The organism is Klebsiella sp. 141161, assembly GCF_050600815.1.
Classification (GTDB): Bacteria; Pseudomonadota; Gammaproteobacteria; order Enterobacterales; family Enterobacteriaceae; genus Klebsiella; species Klebsiella aerogenes.
Genome location: NZ_JAQIRN010000002.1, coordinates 336,996 through 357,641, shown reverse-complemented (window position 1 = coordinate 357,641; position 20,646 = coordinate 336,996). Strand labels below are relative to the sequence as shown.

The following is a 20,646-nucleotide window of genomic DNA, read 5'->3' as shown; positions in this document are numbered from 1 at the left end:
TGCAACCCACCAGATTGTCCAGCGGGCAGCGGCAGTTTGCCGCTGCTCACTCTTATGCCGCCCGTTGCGCCAGGTCGGCAATCACGTCATCGATCAGCGCATCAATCCGGGAACTGTCCAGGTGGTGAGCGGTGGTGATCAGATGGGCCACGTTGCCGGACGTTGCCAGGCAGTGTTTCTTCCATACCCATTCAGAAGGCTTCGGAAAGACCACCGTGATGGAGTTTTTGTGGCACAGCGCGTCAATACCTGCTGCTTTAAAGCGATCCACGGCGTATTTCGCCATGTTGAGGCTGTGACCAATGCGGCGATGCCATTCGGCATCGGTATGGCTGCGAACGGCGGCCCACATCATCAAAGGGGTGTGACCGTTGCGTGACCCTGAAATCGTTTTATCGTGGGCGGAGATGTAGTCGATCTCTACGCTGATACGGTCGACGTTGGCTTTCTTGGCTACCACAATGCCGCATGGAATCGGGGAGCCGATCATTTTGTGTCCGGAAACGCCAATCGAATCGATACCATCCGCGAAGGTAAAGGGTTGTGGGTCCTCCACGAAAGGCAAGATCATGCCGCTTAGCGCGGCATCCGCATGCAGATAATAATCTTCACGTGGGATCCCCAGCGCAGCGATACGCTTCTGTATCTCAGCGATATTATCAACAGCGCCGCGTACCGTTGTGCCAATATTGGCGAAAATGATAGGATGGCGTTCGCCTGAGGTCCTGATTTTATTGATTAAATCGTCATAATCCATTTCTCCGTCTGGTTGAGATTCCACCAGTTGCGATTTGATACGCAGCAGTTTGACGATTTTAGCGACGGAATAGTGAGTATCTTTTGAATAGTAGAGCGTGCCTTCCGGGAACAGCTCTCTTCCCAGATAGCAACCAAACATATTACTTTCTGTGCCGCCGTTGGTGACATAGCCCCAGCTTTCCGCAAAGGGGATTTTGAATATGCCGGAGAAATACTCCATGACTTCTTTTTCAAAGTCGAAAGAGTTGAGTAAATAGTTACAGTACTCTCCCCAGTCACCACAGTTATTAATTGAGAAACGCAGAAAACGCTCCAGCATGGTGTAATCAAAATCAGCAGATTCAGGGTAGCCAATATTAAAGTAGCGATTTTTTACACAGTATGACCAAAATGCATCGAGTTTATTTTGATCGGCAATAGATAAAGACATATGAATCTCCATATTTATGTTGGTGAATAAAATATTATTTTTGAAGGTAAAGAATATCCTGGCCTTTTTTATTACGTCCGGCCGCGACAAAAGAAAACAGAGGAATGGTTACCATCATCATAATTGTGCCCCAGAAAATGGAATCAGTACCCGAACCGAGCAGGGCGAATATACTGTAAATCATACCGATGACAGTCAGGACGCAATAAAACATAAAGCCACGTCCACGGTTGAGCTTTTTAGAAACCATGATGATAGGTAGCGCGATAATGGCATACATATAAGGCAGCAGGGAGGCAAATACCGACATCAGAATCACCACCTGGAACTGTTTGGCGAGATCGGGGGAAGCCGTCAGTAACAGCACCAGACTCATCAGCACGCCAGAAATAATCAGACCTTTCATCGGGACATCATTTTTATTGGTCTCGGCGAAAACCTGCGGAAATAACCCCTGTTTCGCCCCGGCCCGCGGCCCTTCTGACTGTAGAATCAACCAGCCGGAAATGGAGCCAAAGCAGGCGATAATACTCAGCGCGGAGGCGATGTTGCCGGCCATATCGCCAAACATATAGCGTGCCGCATCGGCGAATGGGGCGGCAGATTTGACCAGTTCGGCGTGGGGAACCAGGCCCATGATAACGGTACAGCTACCGACGTAACATACGGAGGCAATCAGCAGACCATATACGGTTGCGCGAGGCACCGTGCGTTCAGGATTTTCCACCTGTCCGCTGGAGACCACGGCGGATTCCACCCCTAAGAAACCCCACAGCGCAATGGAGGCCGCGGAGACGATGGCTGAGCTGTCGCTGTTGCCCGTCCCGTTGTAGACTTCAGAGAACATTTTCGGGTCAAACCAGAACCAGCCGACAATGCCCACACCCAGCACCACGACCAGCATGCAGCTGGCGGTGAAGGACTGCGCGCGCCCGGCCGTTTTAGCCCCCAGGCTGCCTAAGGCAATAAATGCCCACAGAATCGCGATAGCGGTGATACAACCGTAAACCGGATTATGCAGCGCCGGGAAGAAGTAGCTCAGATAGCCGACCCCGGCGACGAGGAGCGCGACGTTGCCAATCCAGGCGCTGATCCAGTAGCAAACCGTCGTCTGAAACCCGATGAAAGGGCCAAACGCATCGCTGGCATAGGCCACGATCCCTCCTGCGCGAGGGGTAATGAGGCTGGTTTTAGCGAAAACCAACGCCAGCGCAATTACGCCAATAATAGTAAACAACCATCCCCATAGTGAAATATATCCCACTCCGGCGAGATTGGTCGGCAACATAAAAACACCGGAACCCATCATATTTGATGCGGTCACAAGGGTTAGTGCCGTTAACCCCATTTTTTGCGCAGTACCCGCGCTGACGCTTCCCATATATATCCCCTCTGTATTAAGTAAATGCTTACCTGGTTATTAAGCGCATTTTTTCACAGGACAGGTGCGGGAATATGATCTACATCATTTTTTGAAAATGATATGCGCGAATATATATTAATTTCTGTATGGTTTTTAAACAGTGATTGGGTAATTCACTCCGTCCCCTTTTTTATTTAAACATCAAGGTCAGTGGTGATTGTGCAATAAATAACGGACGGGCTAATTTTTATAGGCGGGCGCTACAGTGAGTGGCTGCTGATTTTTCGGATGCAAAAAATAAGGGGAAAAAGCCCCTTTATCTTTATTTCAACGCATCTTGTTATTAAGTTTCACCGCTCAGCAGGTGGTTTACTGGACCGGCTGGTACTTTTCGCCATGCTGGCAAACACGCCGTCGCGGAATATCCATGCGTGCACTAATGCCGCCGAGAGATGTAGCAACACCACCGCAAAGAGCAGTTTAGCTAACAGGCGATGGGCGTCGTGAAACCAGGCAAAAAGCGCCGGGCTGGTCGGGGTAATGGCCGGAAGGTTAAGTCCTTCAAACATAACTATCGGAACGCCCGCAGCCGACAGTTGCGCCCAGCCAAGCAATGGCATTGCCAGCATCAGCGCGTATAGCGCCCAGTGTGACGCTTTTGCCGCCAGCACCTGCCAGCGTGAGAGCTCCGCAGGAAGATGTGGCGGCCGGCTATAAAACCGGTTGGCCAGGCGAATGAGCGCCAGCAGCAAAATAGCGATCCCCAATGGCCGATGTACATCCACCAACCAAATGCGATGGTGTAATGAAGTCATCATAGCGGCGCCGATGAACAGCATGGCCAGGATCATGATTGCCATCAGCCAATGCAGATATCTCGCCAGAAGGTTGAAATGCTGCGGCGCGCGCCTTTGGTCAGGTTTATTCGATATCATTTAACCTCCTGTTTTTGCACGGCTTCGGTTGCTTTGCCATAGCCAATTTCCCGTTCGCGACGGCTCCAGGAATGCGAATAGGCGCCAGAGCGCGCATTTAAGACGGGGTCGTTAGAGACCTCTACTCCAGCAGGCACGATGGAGGGATCAAAGTTAACGTCACGGCAGGCGCCTTCGGCTTGGGCGACGAGTTGGGTGACTTTGAGCGTACCGGCGACGACCTGCTGGCGATCCTTTGGCCATGGCTGCGAAGGGTCATCCACCGCGTCGCCAGATTGGGCGAGTTGCAATACCAAATCCCAGTAAATAGGATGCTGAGAAAGCCGCTGCTGTAATTGTTCGAACAGGAAGTTATGGTCGGCTTTCTGTCGCTGTTCATCAGCGATAGAGACAAATGGATCGTGCGGCCGCATCATCCAGCGTACGGGCTGGCGCTGGCGGTCAGCGTTCACAAGATAGAACGCGTTAATGCTGAAAAATGTCGCCCCGGCAAAGCCGCCTGGCGCTGGCTTTTGCGCCGCCCACTGCAAATATTTACCGGCTTCCGGGTAGGCCTGTAAAAATGCCGTGAGACGTTGCGGATCGGGCTTACCGGTGGCCGGGTCGACGGCGGTGGCCTTCTTCATGGCAAGAAAGCCCTCCGGGTTTCGCGTGGCGAAGTAGGGCTCGTTGTTCATTGCCATGCGCCATTGCTGTTGATCGTCCGTTTTCAGTAGCAGCGCCATGCTCAGGGTTTTCGTTGAATTATCAGCCGCGTGTGGATTACCTGCGCCAATGGAGAATCGCCCTACAACGGGGGTTTTCGACTGTGAAAAGAGCCGCGCGGTGGAATAAGAAACGGCTGGAGCGGCTGGCTCGAACGTCCCGCTAAAACAGATCCCTTTGCCGTGTGCCCGGCGAAACCCGGCAGGAAAAGGCTTGTCTGGATCGGGGACTAATGACTGGCTGGTGGTTCGCGAACCCAGCCAGCCTGAAGTCCAGGCGAATGCCGCCGCCGTTGCCCCGACGATGACCGCGATGGACGCCAGCGCGCGCCAGGTATTTGGGGATCGGAAATCCAGTTTTGACATAGACCTTTTCCTGTTATTAAGTTTTATTCCACATCACGCTTACTTTATTTCAAATAATGCAGTTAATATCGTGAAAATACAGGGGCATTATTGATGTGTGGACGTTGTCGCTATATTTTTGTATGTGCTGGGGAAGATTGTGTTTATTATAATTTAGTTGGTTGTGTTTCTTCTTTAACCGCATTTTTATTCTTCATGAATTATCATGATAATAATTATAATTGGTGCGCGAACGAAAGAAACAATATCACGAAAAGTTTATACTTCTGTGCAGTTAACGTGATAATAAAAAATGTCATTATCCGCGCTGGATGACGGGCATCACCGACCCGATTCAGGGTATAGTGAAAGCCAAAGTGGTCTCGGAATACATTGCCTACAGCGTGACGAGGGTAATGTGTTGAGCTATATATCTATGTTGGATAAATTTCACTGAAAAATCAAAGTGATGAACGATAAAAAATGGATTAAAGCAGAAGACGTGGCGAAGCTTGCCGGCGTTTCCCGTTCAGCCGTCTCCCGCGCATTCACGCCTGGGGCCTCGGTGTCGCCGAAAACCCGCGCCAAAGTGCAGGCCGCCGCGGAAGCTCTGGGCTACCAGGTCAATATCATCGCCCGTACGATGAACACCGGCAGCAGCAACTTTATCGGCATCATCACTTCGGGGTTCGATAACCCTTTTCGCAGTAAACTGCTGGCGCCGCTCATCCACCAGCTGGCGCTGCATGGATTTATGCCATTGTTGATGAACGCCGATGATCCGCAGCAGTTAGCCCCTTCGCTAAAACATCTTCTCAGCTACCACGTCGCAGGCGTCATTATCACTTCCGGCGCGCCGCCGCTGGAGTTGGCTGAGGAGTATCTTGCGCGAAAAATTCCCGTTACGCTTATCAACCGTCACGCTGAGCTTCCCGGTTGCGATCGCGTCAGCAGCGATAACGCGCTCGGCGGGAAACTGGCCGCTGAGCTGTTGCACGCAGGCCAGTGCCGGGACGTCGGTTTTATTGGCGAAAATCGTGACAATTTCAGTACCCGTCAGCGCTACGAGGGGTTTATCCACCATGCCAGCGGGCTGGCTGTTACGCCGCATTTCTGCGAAACGGGCGGTTATCAGTCCGGTTTTGCTGCCGCTCGCCGGCTCGCCGCGGAAAGGCCAGGATTGCAGGCGCTGTTTTGCGCCACCGATATGCTGGCGATTGGGGCGATGGATGGGCTACGAGCGGATAATCCAGCGGCCGTCCTGCCGGCGATTATTGGCTTCGACGATATTCCCCAGGCGGAGTGGCAGCCTTATCAACTTACTACTATCCAGCAGGACACCACGCTGTTGGCTTATCACGCGGTGGAGATGCTGGTTAGCCGGATCGCCAAATTCAATCAACCTTCACGTCATCGAGAAGTTGCCGTGAAATTAATAATTCGTAATAGCGCTAAATGAAAAATTCGTTTTATGATGAATCGATCACAGAATTATCGCTAAAATCCATCCACACTCACTGCGCTCTTCGGGGCCTTTTTAAATAAAATTGCACACGTGTGCAAAAGGAGTAAATGATGACATCACTGGATTCCTCTGCGCTACATGCCCGCTATCGCCTGGCCTGCGAGCTGGCGAAAGCGGGTGCCGAGCTGGCTTTCGAATATTATCAGCAGCGCGAGGCGCTGGCGGTAGAGCATAAGGGCAATGACCTACAGGACGTGGTGAGCGTGGCCGATAAACGCGTAGAAGCCTTTGTTAAGCAGCGCATTACTGACGCGTTTGCGGAGGATGGTTTTCTCGGCGAAGAGAGCGGTACGCAGATGCCGGACGCCAGGGTGCTATGGGTGGTTGATCCCATTGATGGCACCAGCTGTTTTTTGAATGGGCTGCATACCTGGTGCTTGTCGCTGGCGATCGTCGTTGACGGCGAGCCGGTGGTTGGCGTCGTCTACGATCCCAATCATCGTGAACTGTTCCACGCGCTACGGGGCCATGGCGCCTGGCTTAATGAGACGCCAATCCGCCCACATCCCGCAGCAACGGTCAAAGAAGGGGTGATGGGCGTCGGAACGTCGCATCGGGTGACGCCGGCGCAGTTCCTGCCTTTTCTTGACGCTCTGCTCAGCGATGGCGGCATGTTCATCCGCAATGGCTCCGGCGCGTTGATGAGCGCATGGGCGGCCGCCGGGCGCCTGATCGGCTACTACGAACCGCACATGAACCCATGGGATGCCTTACCCGGTCTGGTGTTGATGCGCGAAGCGGGGGGAGTCGCCAACGACTTTCTGGCGCAAGAGGGGATTCGCCATGGTAATCCCCTCCTGCTGGCCAGCCAAACGCTGTATCCCCAACTACAAAAGATGATCCTTCAACCATTACATTAACCCTTACAGGTTCGGGCTGTTTCTGATTATGTACCCTACACAGTAACGATAACGACCCTCACGGACGAAGCACATCAATCAGTCAAGCCTCCGACCGTCGGAGAAACTATTATGTCTGGAATTATTCATTTTTTCCGGGCGTCGCCGCCGCAAGCGGGCGCCGCGTTTGATGAAAAACGTTTTCGCCGGGTACGTTGGCAAACGTTTATTGCTATGACCCTGGCCTACGTGACGTTCTACGTCTGCCGCTTATCGTTCACCGTGGCGAAAAGCGCGCTGGTGGAATTAGGCATTACCCCAACGGAATTGGGGATGATTGGCTCGACGCTATTCTTTAGCTACGCCATCGGCAAACTGGTTAACGGTTTTATCGCCGATCATGCCAACGTGGTGCGCTACATGAGCCTTGGTCTATTGCTCAGCGCCGGGATGAACCTGCTGATGGGCATGACCACCAATGCCATGCTGCTGGCTATCTTTTGGGGGATCAACGGTTGGGCGCAGTCGATGGGCGTCGGCCCTTGTGCGGTTTCGCTGGCGCGCTGGTACGGCTTTAAAGAGCGGGGAACGTTTTACGCCATCTGGTCGACGGCGCATAACATCGGCGAGGCCATGACCTACATGGTGATCGCCGCGGTGATCGCGGGTTTTGGCTGGCAAATGGGCTACCTCTCCACAGCTGCGCTCGGCGCCGCTGGCGTGGTGCTGTTGCTGCTGTTTATGCGCGATTCGCCACAGAGCAGCGGCTTTCCCTCCATTAATGTGATTCGTGATGAACCGCAGGAAGAGACTGAAGCGCGGGGATCGGTGTTCAAAAACCAACTGCTGGCATTGCGTAACCCGGCGCTGTGGACGCTGGCGCTGGCATCGGCATTTATGTATATCGACCGTTATGCGGTGAACTCGTGGGGGATCTTCTTTCTGGAGCAGGATAAAGCTTATTCCACCCTTGAGGCTTCAGGTATCATCGGCGTTAACGCGATCGCTGGTATCGCCGGGACCATCATCGCCGGCATGCTCTCTGACCGCTTTTTCCCGCGCAATCGCAGCGTCATGGCCGGATTTATCAGCCTGCTGAACACCGCGGGTTTCGCCTTAATGCTCTGGTCGCCGCATAATTACTACACCGACATCCTGGCGATGATCGTCTTCGGTGCGACCATCGGCGCGTTAACCTGTTTCCTCGGAGGATTGATCGCCGTCGATATCTCTTCACGCAAAGCGGCGGGGGCAGCGCTGGGAACCATTGGTATTGCCAGCTATGCCGGGGCGGGGTTGGGCGAATTTCTGACCGGGATCATTATCGATAAAACCGCGATCCTCGAAAACGGGAAAACGCTTTATGATTTCAGCACGCTGGCGTTGTTCTGGATAGGCACCGGATTGGGTTCCGCGTTACTCTGTTTTACCACCGCCGCCATCGTCGCCCGACGCCATGCCGTCGAACGGCAGACTTCATTCTCCTCATAACTGATTAATTGATAAGGAATATTTTATGATGCCTGCAAGACATCAGGGCTTTTTGCGCCTGTTTATCGCCTGTGCACTGCCGCTGCTGGCGATGCAATCCGCCGCCGCGGCGAACTGGCAACTGGAAAAAGTGGTGGAGTTAAGCCGCCACGGCATTCGTCCGCCAACGCCCGGCAATCGTGAAGCCATTGAAGCCGCGACCCAGCGTCCATGGACTGAATGGACCACCCACGATGGGGAGCTGACCGGACATGGCTACGCGGCGGTCGCCAATAAAGGGCGTGCGGAAGGGCAGCATTATCGCCAGCTTGGCCTGCTGCAGGGGCAATGTCCCAGCGCGGAAGATATTTATGTTCGCGCCAGCCCGCTACAGCGTACCCGGGCAACCGCACAGGCGCTGGTAGATGGGGCATTCCCCGGCTGCGGCGTGGCGATTCATTATGTCAGCGGCGATGCCGATCCGCTGTTCCAGACCGACAAGTTTAGCGCGACGCAAACCGACCCCGTCCGCCAGTTGGCGGCAGTAAAGGCGAAAGCCGGCGATCTGGCGAAGCGTCGGCAGGCGCTGGCGCCGACGATCCAGTTATTAAAAGCCGCGGTTTGCCAACAGGATAAACCGTGCCCCATTTTTGATAAGCCCTGGCAGGTGGAGCAAAACCAAAGCGGTAAAACCACCATTAGCGGGCTGAGCGTGATGGCCAATATGGTTGAAACGCTGCGTCTGGGCTGGAGTGAAAACCTGCCCTTGAGCCAGTTGGCGTGGGGGAAGATTACCCGCGCCAGCCAGATCACAGCTATTCTGCCGCTGTTAACGGAAAACTACGATCTCAGTAATGACGTGCTGTACGCCGCGCAAAAGCGCGGCTCGGTGCTGCTCAACGCGATGCTGGACGGAGTGAAAGCGGACGCCACGCCGCACCTACGCTGGCTGCTGCTGGTGGCTCATGACACCAATATCGCGATGGTGCGCACGCTGATGAATTTTAGCTGGCAGCTGCCGGGTTACAGCCGGGGCAATATTCCGCCGGGCAGCAGTCTGGTTATAGAGCGCTGGCGCAACAGCAAAAGCGGCGAACGTTATCTGCGCGTCTATTTCCAGGCGCAAAGCCTGGACGACCTGCGACGCCTGCAGATGCCGGAGCGTCAGCACCCGATGCTGCAACAGGAGTGGCGTCAGCCTGATTGCCAGCAGACCAGCGTGGGCACGTTATGCCCGTATCAGTCCGCGCTGGAGGCCTTAGGTAAACAGATCGATAAAAGCGCGGTACCGCCGGTGAATATGGTTCTTTAATCAGCGCAAACGCCATAATCCTTAGCGGAAATAGAAGGAATATGGCGTATTGCTTAAAAGCGTTAGTGATACGAGTAATAATTCCAGAGATATTGGTTTAATGGACGCATGGCACTAATTTACTGAGAGGAAAAATAAGCAAGCCTCCTCTGAGTTTTATTACGTCTTTATGTAATATGCCTTGGTTTTTTGGAATTTTTAGGAAAACATTTAGGTGCGCTAAGATTGTTCACAACTCAGGAGTTAGTTACCATTTAACTTCTCAAGGTAGTGCTCTGTAATAGTATAGATATTTACTTTAAAGAGTAGGGGTAATACTTCAATTAATAACATATTGAAGAAGTTGGTAATAGTCATATTTATTGACGGGCTAAATTTGGTCGGTGTGATATTGGTTTTGTTGGATTTTATGCCACCATTTTCGTGGGAGTAAGTTAAAGCTAAAAAGGATTTATGCAATGGTTGAATATTATTTTGGCCATGATGGCCTCCACAATATCTCTCCTTTTGATAGACCAGCAACATGGGGAGGGCCAGGTCCGGTTGATTTTAATTTTCATGATCTAGCAAAACAATTGGACTGTTCGCGGAATTTCAATCGAGTTGGTATTATTTATTCTAATGGTGTGAGCCAATGGTTGGTAAGACCCTCCCGGCGGATTGCCAATTCGGCCCAAAGCATAGCAAGTCATGTTATTGTCACAAAGGTTTGTGATATCTCACAAGAAGGTTCCACAAAAGCTATTGTTAAGACACTTCAGGCGCCATCACTGGCCACCGAAATTACATCAACGGCACTTTCATGCGGAGCGGCTGTAATCACATTAGCCCTTGCTCTTACTGGAACGGCGATACTTCCCATTACGGCTGGAGCATCGGTGCTGGTAGCCGGAGTTATTGCTGCCAGCGGCGTAGCTACCGTTGGGCAATGTTTTATCGGTGCGGGAAGATTATGGACAATAAGTAGAGGTAGGGAAGAGCGTTTAGCATGGCTTGATTCGCAGGATTGGTATCTTACTACGACTACTATCCTTGATATCATTTCTCTTGCAGGTGCCGGAGCTGGGTTAGCGAAATCTATCGAAGTGTGGAAAACGATGAAAAAAATATCTTCAGCAGAAGCTTTATCATGGCTCAGAGGCCTAAGTAGATTTGAGCGTAAGCGGCTTACTTATGAAATCATTCGTAATGAAAATCCGGGAATATCTAACTCTGGCATAAAAGCTGCTATAGAAATGGGGCGTTATCCTAAACGATTTCCATCTGAAGCATTACAACGAACTCTACAAAGGGAGTTGATGCAAGTGATTGTTAACTCATCAGCATTTGCAGGAAGCGGCATTTCCGGAACTGTTAGAAATCCACACAATCTAAAAAAAACAGGACAATATGTGATTGGGATAATACAATCCTTTTCATTAACATAAAAATTGGTTGGCATAATGATTGAGCATATCAAAAAAAGCCTTGTGTTAAATATTGATGTGGAAAAAAATCTTGCGTCAATGAGTCCCCGACAACTTGAGGTGGTTAAGCAGCGTTTGACCGAATATATAGGGGCGAGAGTTGGTGGACATACGTTCAGTATTCCAATGGTGGGCGGAATACTATTTGCTATTTTTTGCTTTGTTATGCCGCAAATTACCGTGTGGGAAATTATTTTCAGACTTAATGGATGGCCTGATTATGCTATACTGGCTGCGGCTTTTCCCTCGGGAGTTTTGTATAGCATATTGATTTGTATTCCGGGGTTTCTTACTGCACGAGGCCGGTTAATAGGTCTGAAATCTTTTTTATGTGTCATTGCTGGGACAGGAATCATTGCAATAGCATTTTTTTTATTCGCTGTTATTACTTTCATTATGGGGGGAGGTGATAATGCGGGCGATCTCATCGGTGCTATTTTAGGGGTGTTTTTTATTGCGATAGGCATCAAATGCCTCAATACGGTTATGTTCACTAAAACAATCGCATTTTACTTACTAAATCGGGTCTCCCGCCAGCAAATAAAATTGCAACACTCATCAGGTAAATATTTTGGGTGTCGATGATTGTTCATATCTACGCGTCAGTTACTATTTGAATACTCAATGCGTGACGATATCATAGTCTGGATATTGACTTTAAGAGCGCGCTGTCATTATGTATAGCTGTTAGATTATTTATCCCGGACTAGCAACGATTTCTTGAACAGCACGGGGTTGGGGTTTGCCGATGGGGATGCCGACCCCTCTTTCTTGTGGGTTTTGCTGACGTTGATGGTGATTGTGACCGTGGCGTTGAACTATCTCATCCGTAAGATTATGCCAGGAAATAGGGTATGAAATATATGTGAAGTTATTAAACAACGGACCTTTGCTGGCCCGTTATTTCTCCACATCATTCCCTTTTCTTCAGCTATTCACCTTCATCGCCATAATAGAGCTTGCCGATCTTAATCAGCGGTCGGCCCTGGGATTTACGGTGCAGATTGCTATCGCGCAGCGAGTAGACGCAGCCGCAGTACTCCTGCTGGTAAAAGCGCTCGCGCTTGCTGATATCGATCATCCGCGAGGATCCGCCCTGTTTACGCCAGTTATAATCCCAGTAGACCATGCCTGGATAATGCCCGGCAGCGCGCTCGCCGCAGTCGTTGATTTGCTGCATGTTCTTCCAGCGTGAAATGCCCAGCGAACTGCTGATAACGCTAAAGCCGTGCTCGTAGGCGTAAAGCGCGGTACGTTCGAAGCGCATATCAAAGCACATCGTGCAGCGCACGCCGCGCTCGGGTTCCCATTCCATCCCCCTGGCCCGCGCGAACCAGTTATCGGTGTCATAATCGGCATCGATAAACGGCACACCGTGTTTGTGCGCAAAACGAATATTCTCTTCCTTGCGGATTTCATACTCTTTCTGCGGATGAATGTTGGGGTTATAGAAGAAGATGGTGTAGTCGATACCGGAGGCCTGAATCGCCTCCATCACTTCCCCGGAGCAGGGAGCGCAGCAGGAGTGGAGCAGCAGTTTATCGGCTCCGTTGGGCAACGTCAGCTGTGGGCGCTGGAACTCGGACATCAAGTCATTCCTGAAGTAAATACATCCAGCGCCAACTGTATCATGTTGAAGGGCTGCTATCCTTCCCCAGAAATGTCAGGGCCGCGCAACCTCACGCGGCGCTGAATTCATCTCAAATTAACCTCTCACGCCGAGATAGCCGTGGATCGCCATATAGATCCCCACCGCGCCGATTAGCACGCTCGAAAAGTAGGGGGCCCGACGGGCGAGCGTGTTAAAACCACTCCAGCGTTTGGCCACCTGGCGAACGCTTACCGCCGCGCCAACGCCGACGGTGACCAGTGTCAGCGCCAGGCCGATGCTGAAAGAGAGGACCAGCGTCGCACCTAAGGTCAGGGCTTTGAGCTGGATGCAGATAAGCAGTACGGTGATCGCCGCCGGGCAGGGAATCAATCCGCCGGTCAGGCCGAACAGTAAGATCTGCCAGTTGGTGACCTCCCGGCCGTCAAAGCGACGTTGAATATCGTTCGCATGGGCCCGCTCGTGGGCGTCCTGATAGGCCTGACTTCCTTCCTCAGGGCCGTCCAGTTCATGATGATGATGTTCATGAAACGCCAGATCATAATCGTGGGTATGGCGCTGGTGGCCGAGCGTCAGGCGTACGTTAAAGTCATGCGGTTCCGGGATGGTCTGCGCGGATTCTAAATAATCGCCTTTATCAACAAAAGAGAACATCTGCGCGAAGCTGCTCCCGCTGCGCCGTGTCGCCAGTGAGACATCGCCAGCGGCCCATCGGTTGCCACTTAGCGTGCGTATGCGCCAGCGCGGCGGTTCTCCTTCTTCGAAGATGGAAAGGGCGATTTGACCGTGGCCGGTGTCGACGATTTGTGTTTCATCATCATGATGATGCGCATCCCGATCCTGCATGGCCTGCAGCCAGTTACGTTCACCGCGCCAGGTGCGCCAGAACATCCATATTGCGGTACCGAGAATGATGAACGCGGAAACCAGCTGTAGCCAGGGTTCAGCCGCTTCGGCGGTAAATTTCTGGCTAAAATACATGCCGCCAAAGGCGATCAGCCAGACGATGGCGGTATGCGAAAGGGTCGCGGCGAGGCCCAGCATCACCGCCTGACGTACCGTGCCTTTAATGGCGATGATGAACGCCGCCATCATGGTCTTTGAATGGCCCGGTTCCAGGCCATGTAGCGCGCCTAACAGAATGGCGCTGGGAATGAAAAACCAGGCATTGCCCTGCTGAAGTAAAGGTAAGAATTCGTTCATAAGAAGAGAGTAGGTTGTCGTTGGTGAACGGAATTCTACTCCCCCCCAGTATAAGATACTACCCCCCAGTAGATTACAAACCTATAATTGAGGCATTGAGTTCGCCAGTGAGGTTAACGTGTCGCATACGATTCGGGATAAAAAGAAGCTGCAGGCCAGAGCCAGCAAGATTGAGGGGCAGGTGAGCGCGCTGAAAAAGATGCTGGATGAGCCGCACGAATGCGCCGCCGTGCTGCAGCAAATTGCCGCTATTCGCGGAGCGGTAAACGGGCTAATGCGTGAAGTGATCAAGGGCCATCTGACGGAACATATCGTTCATGAAGGCGATGAAGTGAAACGTGAAGAGGATTTGGACGTGGTGCTGAAGGTGCTGGATTCCTATATCAAATAGCGGCCACGGATAGCGCCGGCGGCGACAGACGCGCCGCCGGCTTCAGCATTAGCTGTGTTTGTTTTTCATCTCAAAACGCGGTGATACCAGGCCGTACAGCGTCCAGCCCATAAAGGTCACAATCGCGCCGTATAGCATCGCCTCTTCGCCGGAGGAGTACAGCGCATAGAAGCTGTATACCGCGCCGATAAAGGCAATCACGTTGGTGGATCGCGCTTTGCCCGGTTCCACATTGGCCATTTTCTGGATAATCGCCAGCGCGGCCATCGACAGAATGTACGGGATGATGTTAGTCACCACCGCCAGGTTAACCAGCACGTTGAACTGATTGCTCAACGACGGGCTAATGGTCATCAGCGACAAGCCGGTTTGCAGGATAACGATGGTCAGCATCCCCTGAATCGGCGCGCCGGAAGCCGAGACGCGGGAGAAGATTTTCGGGAAGTAACCTTCGTCAGACGATGATTTAAAGACCTGCGCGATGGTGAACTGCCAGCCGAGCAGCGAACCGCAGCAGGACATCACCATCAGCCCCATAATCACTTTACCTACGCCTGGCGTGAACATCTGGGCAAACGCCAGGCCAAACGGCGCCGTGGAGTTAGCCAGATCCATGTTTGGCACGATCCCGGCGATGACGTTGGTCGAAATGATATAGATTACCGCTGCGCCGAGGGTACCGCCGAGTACGGCGATCGGCACGTTACGTTCCGGGTTTTCGACTACATCGGTGTTGGCGCAAGCGGATTCCAGACCGAGGAAGGCCCACAGCGTCATGGCGATTGACGAACCAACGGCGCCGAAGAACGGCACGTGGTGCGGGTTCCAGGACTCGACGTACATCGTCGGGCTAAACCAGAACCAGCCGATGACGCACAGGCCGACGACCGGAATGATCACCCCCCATACGGTGATGCTACTGATCTGGCCGGTAATGCGCGCGCCGCCGAAGTTGGCTACGGTACAGATCCACAGTACCCCGATAGTCGCCAGGCCAATCTGTACCGGCGACAGGGTGGCGCCGAACAGCTCGGTGCCGTAACCCACCGCGGAGATAGCGATAGCGACGTTGGCGATCAGCAGCGAGACGCCGTAGGTATAGTTGGCCATAAAGTTGCCAGACTTGCCGAACGCGTACTCGGCGTAACCGCCCATCCCGCCCGATTTACGGCTGAACATCCCGCATTTGGCGAAGGCCCACGCCAGAGCCATCGATCCTACCGCCGTCACCAGCCAGGAGATAATGGAGATAGTCCCCACCTCCGCCAGCTTGGTGGGCAGCATGATGATGCCGGAGCCCATCATGTTGACCATGGTTAAGATGGTGAGCTGTACCACTCCCATCTTGTTACTGGATTTGCTCATACAGTTTCCCCTTTCAACAGCGCGCTTTGTTTCTCGCTTTCCGCGATGACATAGCACCAGACCTGTTTACGGCCATCGTGCTCCTGGATATAAACCCCCTGCAGTTCCGGCGCGAAGCCCGGCAGCAGGTTGATCCCTTCTTCCAGTGCGGTGAAGTACTGCAGCACTGCGCCGCCCCAGACTTCGCCCGGGACTACGCACAGCACTCCCGGCGGGTAAGGCAGGGCGCCTTCAGCGGCCACGCGGCCTTCGGCTTGCGGCAACGGCACCAAATCGACCTGGCCGCGCAGATAGGCGTAGTTAGCCTCTTGCGGGTTCATCACCACCCGTGGGAAGTGATCTTTACGGAACATCTCTTTTTGCAGCTGTTTGACGTTGTGACGGGCGTACAGGTCATGCATTTCCTGACACAGCTGGCGCAGGGTATAACCGGCATAACGTTCTTTGTGCTGGCTGTAGATAGACGGCAGAACTTCCTGCAGCGGCGCATCGGCGTCGAGCAGTTTATCGAAGCGCGCCAGCAGGGCGACCAGCTGCTGCAGTTTGGCCATATCTTCCGCTGGGGTCAGCAGGAACAGAATGGAGTTGAGGTCGCATTTTTCCGGTACCACGCCGTTTTCACGCAGGAAGTTGGCGAGAATGGTGGCCGGTACGCCGAAGGAGTCATATTCGCCGCTGGCGGTATTGATACCCGGCGTGGTCAGCAGGAGTTTGCATGGATCGACAAAGTACTGATGCTCGGCATAACCGTCAAAGGCGTGCCAGCGTTCGCCTGGGCCAAACTCGAAGAAGCGCAGGTCAACGGCGATTTGCGCGGTTTCATATGACTGCCACGGTTTACCATCGACCATTTTTGGCACAAATGGACGGATGTGCTTACAGCTTTCAAGGATCAGCTTACGCGCCTTGATGCCGTTCATGACGCAGTCCATCCACATGTTGCGGCCGCTCTCGCCTTCATGCATTTTGGCGTTGATATCCAGCGCGGCAAACAGCGGATAGAACGGGCTGGTGGAGGCGTGCATCATAAAGGCGTTATTCAGACGTTTATGCGGAACGTAACGCTGCTGGCCTTTGATATGGCTGTCTTTTTTATGGATTTGCGAGGTCTGGGAGAAACCGGCCTGCTGTTTGTGCACCGACTGGGTTACCAGAATGCCCGGATCGTTTTCGTTCAGCTCCAGCAGCAGCGGCGAACAATCAGCCATCATCGGAATGAACTGTTCATAGCCGACCCACGCGGAGTCAAACAGGATGTAATCGCACAGATGACCAATTTTATCGACCACCTGACGAGCGTTATAAATGGTGCCGTCGTAGGTACCTAACTGGATCACCGCCAGGCGGAACGGGCGGGCATCCTGTTTCCGATTCGGCGCCACTTCACCGACCAGCTCGCGCAGGTAGCGCTCCTCGAAGCAGTGGGCGTCGATACCGCCGATAAAACCGTACGGGTTACGCGCGGTTTCCAGATAGACCGGTGTCGCCCCGGCTTGCAGCAGCGCGCCATGGTGATTGGATTTATGGTTGTTGCGATCGAACAGTACCAGGTCGCCCGGGGTCAGCAGCGCGTTGAGCACCACTTTGTTAGAAGAGGAGGTGCCGTTGAGCACGAAGTAGGTTTTATCGGCGTTAAAGACCTTTGCCGCATGCTGTTGGGCAATGCATGGCGCCCCTTCGTGGATCAGCAGGTCACCCATGGCGACGTCGGCGTTGCACAGGTCGGAGCGGAACAGCGTCTCGCCGAAATACTCGACGAACTGATTACCGGCCGGATGACGGCGGAAGAATTCCCCCCCCTGATGCCCCGGGCAGTCAAAGGCGCTGTTGCCCTGTTTAACGTAATCGACCAGCGCGCTAAAGAACGGCGGACGCAGTTCGGTTTCATATTTATGCGCAGCGGCTTCTAACTGGCGGCCGTAGAAGTCGTTACGGGTTTCGTCGTGTTCAAATACCCCCTGCACCGAAGCCATATACTCGGCCGGGACAACCTCTTCTTTATTAATAGCGATAAATACCGGGATGTTATAGCCGGTGGCCTTTAACTCATCGAGTTTACCGCATTCGATATCTTCCAGGGTTAATACTACCGCGGCCACATCAATAAAGTTGGTTTCGCTAGTATTGACAATATTACGCTGGGTAGAAAAACAGTTTGGACATGTACGGCTAACGGCAATTTTTAAATCAGTCATTGTTATCTCTTTATTTTCAGATAATAGCAGGCCCTCAATTTCTCGAATGAGAAATTGATTACGCCGGACAAAAGGTAATAGTCTGCCGCTGATATAATAAATATCAGTAGAGTACCTTTTGAGATGCAATAAACCCTACCAGTCCGGTGGCTGGTAAATAGCAGGATTTATTAGGGCGAGCGCGGTTAGCTACAGGCGAATGCCTGTATTAACAACAAAAGATGCAGGAAGACCTGTATGCTGAAGCGCCCGTAGTCGGAAGACTACCGGGCATTAAAGAAATGAAAATCGAAGCTGTTACGGTGAGCAAACATCATAATATGCGTTGTCCGCCTTATGTGTGGCATCATCCTGTTATTGTTTTCCATGATATACACCTTTCAAATGATTGACTGAAGGTATGGCATATTCTATATCCGGCTTAGACTTAATCTGTGACGCCGATCACTAATAGCCTCTCATTATGATATCAATAGCTGGTATTTTGATCTTATCCAACATTATTCACTGGTTTGTTGTTTATATGTAAATATATTGTGTTGCAATATAGTTAAAATGAATAATGGCCGGTTAATCATTGCGTTATTTCAGCCATATGACGGAAATATGTCGTATACTCGGGGCTTTCTGACTTCTACCCTCTTAACATTATGTTTATTAAGGATTAAGAGGTTCCTGTAGTACGAAAGAACGCTGTCAATCATTATCCCTTTATTGCCAACATAAAATCTGGGAAAAGAGAGCCTGGTCGAGTTTTCATCTAAAAGATATCGCTCAGGGGCTAGACAAAACCACCGTCTGGTTATCAAATGGTTAAATAAAATTAACGCCTGTGTGAATGATAGGCAGGTAGAAAAAATGGTCAATACGCTTTTCGGCATGACAAAGCGCTAAGATCGCCTTATTGGGAGAAGTTATGCATTCCTCTGTTAACAAAAATGAAAGCCGGACCTTCTTTGGTCACCCTTACCCTCTGGGATCGCTGTTCTTCACCGAAATGTGGGAGCGATTCTCGTTTTATGGCATTCGCCCGTTATTAATCCTGTTCATGGCGGCCACCGTCTATGACGGCGGTATGGGCTTAGCCCGTGAGAACGCGTCGGCCATCGTCGGCATCTTCGCGGGCGCCATGTACCTGGCGGCGCTGCCGGGCGGCTGGTTGGCGGACAACTGGCTTGGCCAGCAGAAAGCGGTGTGGTACGGCTCGATTCTGATCGCGCTGGGCCATCTGTCGATTGCGCTGTCAGCGTTTATGGGCAACAACCTGTTCTTTATCGGGCTGATGTTTATCGTGCTCGGTTCCGGCCTGTTTAAAACTTGCATCTCGGTGATGGTCGGTACGCTGTATAAGAAAGGCGATAGCCGTCGCGATGGCGGTTTCTCGCTGTTCTATATGGGTATCAATATGGGGTCGTTTATCGCGCCGCTGATTTCCGGCTGGCTGATTAAATCCCACGGCTGGCACTGGGGCTTCGGCATCGGTGGTATCGGTATGCTGGTGGCGCTGGTGATTTTCCGCCTTTTCGCGGTCCCGGCAATGAAACGCTACGACAGCGAAGTGGGTCTCGACTCTACCTGGAATAGTCCCGTCGCGAAGAAAAACGGCGTTGGCGCCTGGCTGCTGGCGCTGGCGGTCGGCGTGGCGGTGGTGATTACGCTGATTGCTCAGGGGGTGATAGTCATTAACCCGGTGGCGGTCGCCAGCATGCTGGTGTACGTGATTGCCGCGTCGGTGGTGCTTTATTTCATCTACCTGTTTGTTTTTGCGGGGCTTAACCGTAAAGAGCGCGCGCGTCTGCTGGTCTGCTTTATTCTGCTGGTTTCCGCCGCCTTCTTCTGGTCAGCCTTCGAGCAGAAACCGACTTCGTTTAACCTGTTTGCTAACGACTACACTAACCGCATGATCGGCGATTTCGAAATCCCGGCGGTATGGTTCCAGTCGATTAACGCCCTGTTTATCATCCTGCTGGCGCCGGTATTTAGCTGGGCATGGCCGGCAATGGCGCGCAAAAACGTGCGCCCGAGCAGCATTACCAAGTTTGTTATCGGGATTCTGTGCGCGGCGGCGGGCTTCGGCCTGATGATGCTGGCGGCGCAGAACGTGCTGAGCAACGGAGGCGCCGGCGTATCGCCGCTGTGGCTGGTGGGCAGTATTCTGATGCTGACGCTGGGCGAACTGTGTCTGAGCCCGATAGGCCTGGCAACTATGACCCTGCTGGCGCCGGAAAGAATGCGCGGCCAGATGATGGGGCTGTGGTTCTGCGCCAGCGCGCTGGGTAACCTGGCGGCGGGGCTGATTGGCGGCCACGTGAAGGCCGACCAACTGGATATGCTGCCGGATCTGTTCGCCCGCTGCTCGACGGCGCTGCTGATCTGCGCCGCGGTGTTGTGCGTGCTAATTGTGCCGGTGCGCCGTATGCTGGAGAACAGCAAATCCGTCGAGCAAAAACCGGCGACCAATGCCTGATTGCGCAAGCGGTCAATGAAAAGCCGGCGCTGAGCGCCGGCTTTTTTATAGTAAGCAGAGTATGGAAACGGTAGCCCGGATAAGGCGTAAGCCGCCATCCGGGGATTTCCCTGCTCGCGATGCGCTTAGCAGGGCTACGGTTCTGCGCAACCCACTGCCGGGGCTTCATCAGAACGGTAGCCCGGATAAGGCGTAAGCCGCTATCCGGGGATTTCCCTGCTCGCGCTGCGCTTAGCAGGGCTACGGTTTTGCGCAACCCACTGCCGGG

General features: G+C 52.8%; 17 protein-coding genes. 8 read left to right on the top strand and 9 right to left on the bottom strand.

The annotated features are described in order from the left end of the window. Positions 1-52: 52 nt before the first annotated feature. From PGR79_RS06285 to PGR79_RS06270, 4 genes are all read right to left on the bottom strand, one after another. Positions 53-1,189, bottom strand: a complete 1,137-nt coding sequence (locus tag PGR79_RS06285; RefSeq protein ID WP_015369839.1) for a histidine decarboxylase — start codon at positions 1,187-1,189, stop codon at positions 53-55. A gap of 34 nt (positions 1,190-1,223) precedes the next feature. After that, positions 1,224-2,570: a histidine-histamine antiporter gene (gene hdcC, locus PGR79_RS06280; RefSeq protein ID WP_047039186.1), complete on the bottom strand. Its 1,347-nt coding sequence runs from the start codon at positions 2,568-2,570 to the stop codon at positions 1,224-1,226. 332 nt (positions 2,571-2,902) lie between these two features. Further along, the gene (locus tag PGR79_RS06275; RefSeq protein ID WP_113372999.1) at positions 2,903-3,487 is read right to left on the bottom strand and encodes a cytochrome b; all 585 of its coding nucleotides are present in this window, start codon (positions 3,485-3,487) and stop codon (positions 2,903-2,905) included. After that, positions 3,484-4,557, bottom strand: a complete 1,074-nt coding sequence (locus PGR79_RS06270; protein WP_113372998.1) for a catalase family peroxidase — start codon at positions 4,555-4,557, stop codon at positions 3,484-3,486. The genes PGR79_RS06275 and PGR79_RS06270 overlap by 4 nt, the downstream gene beginning before the upstream one ends. A 481-nt stretch (positions 4,558-5,038) precedes the next feature. Between PGR79_RS06270 and PGR79_RS06265 the strand changes: the two genes are divergently transcribed. The 6 genes from PGR79_RS06265 (at position 5,039) to PGR79_RS06240 (ending at position 11,733) form a co-directional block, all read left to right on the top strand. Continuing rightward, positions 5,039-5,995: a LacI family DNA-binding transcriptional regulator gene (locus tag PGR79_RS06265; protein ID WP_275518429.1), complete on the top strand. Its 957-nt coding sequence runs from the start codon at positions 5,039-5,041 to the stop codon at positions 5,993-5,995. Positions 5,996-6,111: 116 nt separating this feature from the next. Next, positions 6,112-6,921 (top strand): inositol monophosphatase family protein, encoded by an 810-nt coding sequence (locus tag PGR79_RS06260; RefSeq protein ID WP_113372996.1) that lies wholly within the window; start codon positions 6,112-6,114, stop codon positions 6,919-6,921. 111 nt (positions 6,922-7,032) lie between these two features. Then, positions 7,033-8,391 (top strand): MFS transporter, encoded by a 1,359-nt coding sequence (locus PGR79_RS06255; RefSeq protein ID WP_015703372.1) that lies wholly within the window; start codon positions 7,033-7,035, stop codon positions 8,389-8,391. Between the two features lie 25 nt (positions 8,392-8,416). After that, a complete protein-coding gene (locus PGR79_RS06250; RefSeq protein ID WP_430921270.1) occupies positions 8,417-9,682 on the top strand; it encodes a histidine phosphatase family protein in 1,266 nt (421 codons plus the stop codon). 458 nt (positions 9,683-10,140) lie between these two features. Beyond that, positions 10,141-11,109 carry a hypothetical protein gene (locus tag PGR79_RS06245; protein ID WP_162750119.1) on the top strand — a complete coding sequence of 323 codons (969 nt, stop codon included), beginning with the start codon at positions 10,141-10,143 and terminating at the stop codon, positions 11,107-11,109. 15 nt (positions 11,110-11,124) lie between these two features. Continuing rightward, positions 11,125-11,733 carry a hypothetical protein gene (locus PGR79_RS06240; RefSeq protein ID WP_113372994.1) on the top strand — a complete coding sequence of 203 codons (609 nt, stop codon included), beginning with the start codon at positions 11,125-11,127 and terminating at the stop codon, positions 11,731-11,733. Positions 11,734-12,079: 346 nt separating this feature from the next. Here the strand turns inward: PGR79_RS06240 and PGR79_RS06235 are convergent, their stop codons facing one another. Together PGR79_RS06235 and PGR79_RS06230 are read right to left on the bottom strand one after the other, a co-directional pair. Then, positions 12,080-12,736, bottom strand: a complete 657-nt coding sequence (locus PGR79_RS06235) for an epoxyqueuosine reductase QueH (protein WP_020078001.1) — start codon at positions 12,734-12,736, stop codon at positions 12,080-12,082. 117 nt (positions 12,737-12,853) lie between these two features. Next, entirely contained in the window at positions 12,854-13,960 is a 1,107-nt protein-coding gene (locus tag PGR79_RS06230; RefSeq protein WP_113372993.1) for a nickel/cobalt efflux protein RcnA, read from the bottom strand. A gap of 118 nt (positions 13,961-14,078) precedes the next feature. Here PGR79_RS06230 and rcnR point away from each other — a divergent pair, with 118 nt between their 5' ends. Next, positions 14,079-14,351, top strand: coding sequence for a Ni(II)/Co(II)-binding transcriptional repressor RcnR (gene rcnR, locus PGR79_RS06225; protein ID WP_015369853.1), 273 nt, complete (start codon positions 14,079-14,081; stop codon positions 14,349-14,351). Between the two features lie 48 nt (positions 14,352-14,399). On the opposite strand, the gene potE is transcribed toward rcnR, so the two are convergent. The 3 genes from potE to speFL form a co-directional block, all read right to left on the bottom strand. Next, entirely contained in the window at positions 14,400-15,716 is a 1,317-nt protein-coding gene (potE, locus tag PGR79_RS06220) for a putrescine-ornithine antiporter (protein WP_087859726.1), read from the bottom strand. Then, the gene (gene speF / locus PGR79_RS06215) at positions 15,713-17,911 is read right to left on the bottom strand and encodes an ornithine decarboxylase SpeF (protein WP_087859725.1); all 2,199 of its coding nucleotides are present in this window, start codon (positions 17,909-17,911) and stop codon (positions 15,713-15,715) included. Before speF ends, potE begins: the two co-directional genes overlap by 4 nt. Before the next feature lie 263 nt (positions 17,912-18,174). Beyond that, positions 18,175-18,279, bottom strand: a complete 105-nt coding sequence (gene speFL, locus PGR79_RS06210; protein ID WP_006819052.1) for a leader peptide SpeFL — start codon at positions 18,277-18,279, stop codon at positions 18,175-18,177. A gap of 548 nt (positions 18,280-18,827) precedes the next feature. On the opposite strand from speFL, the gene PGR79_RS06205 reads away from it, so the two are divergent. Beyond that, entirely contained in the window at positions 18,828-20,378 is a 1,551-nt protein-coding gene (locus tag PGR79_RS06205; RefSeq protein ID WP_015369856.1) for a peptide MFS transporter, read from the top strand. Positions 20,379-20,646 lie beyond the last annotated feature (268 nt).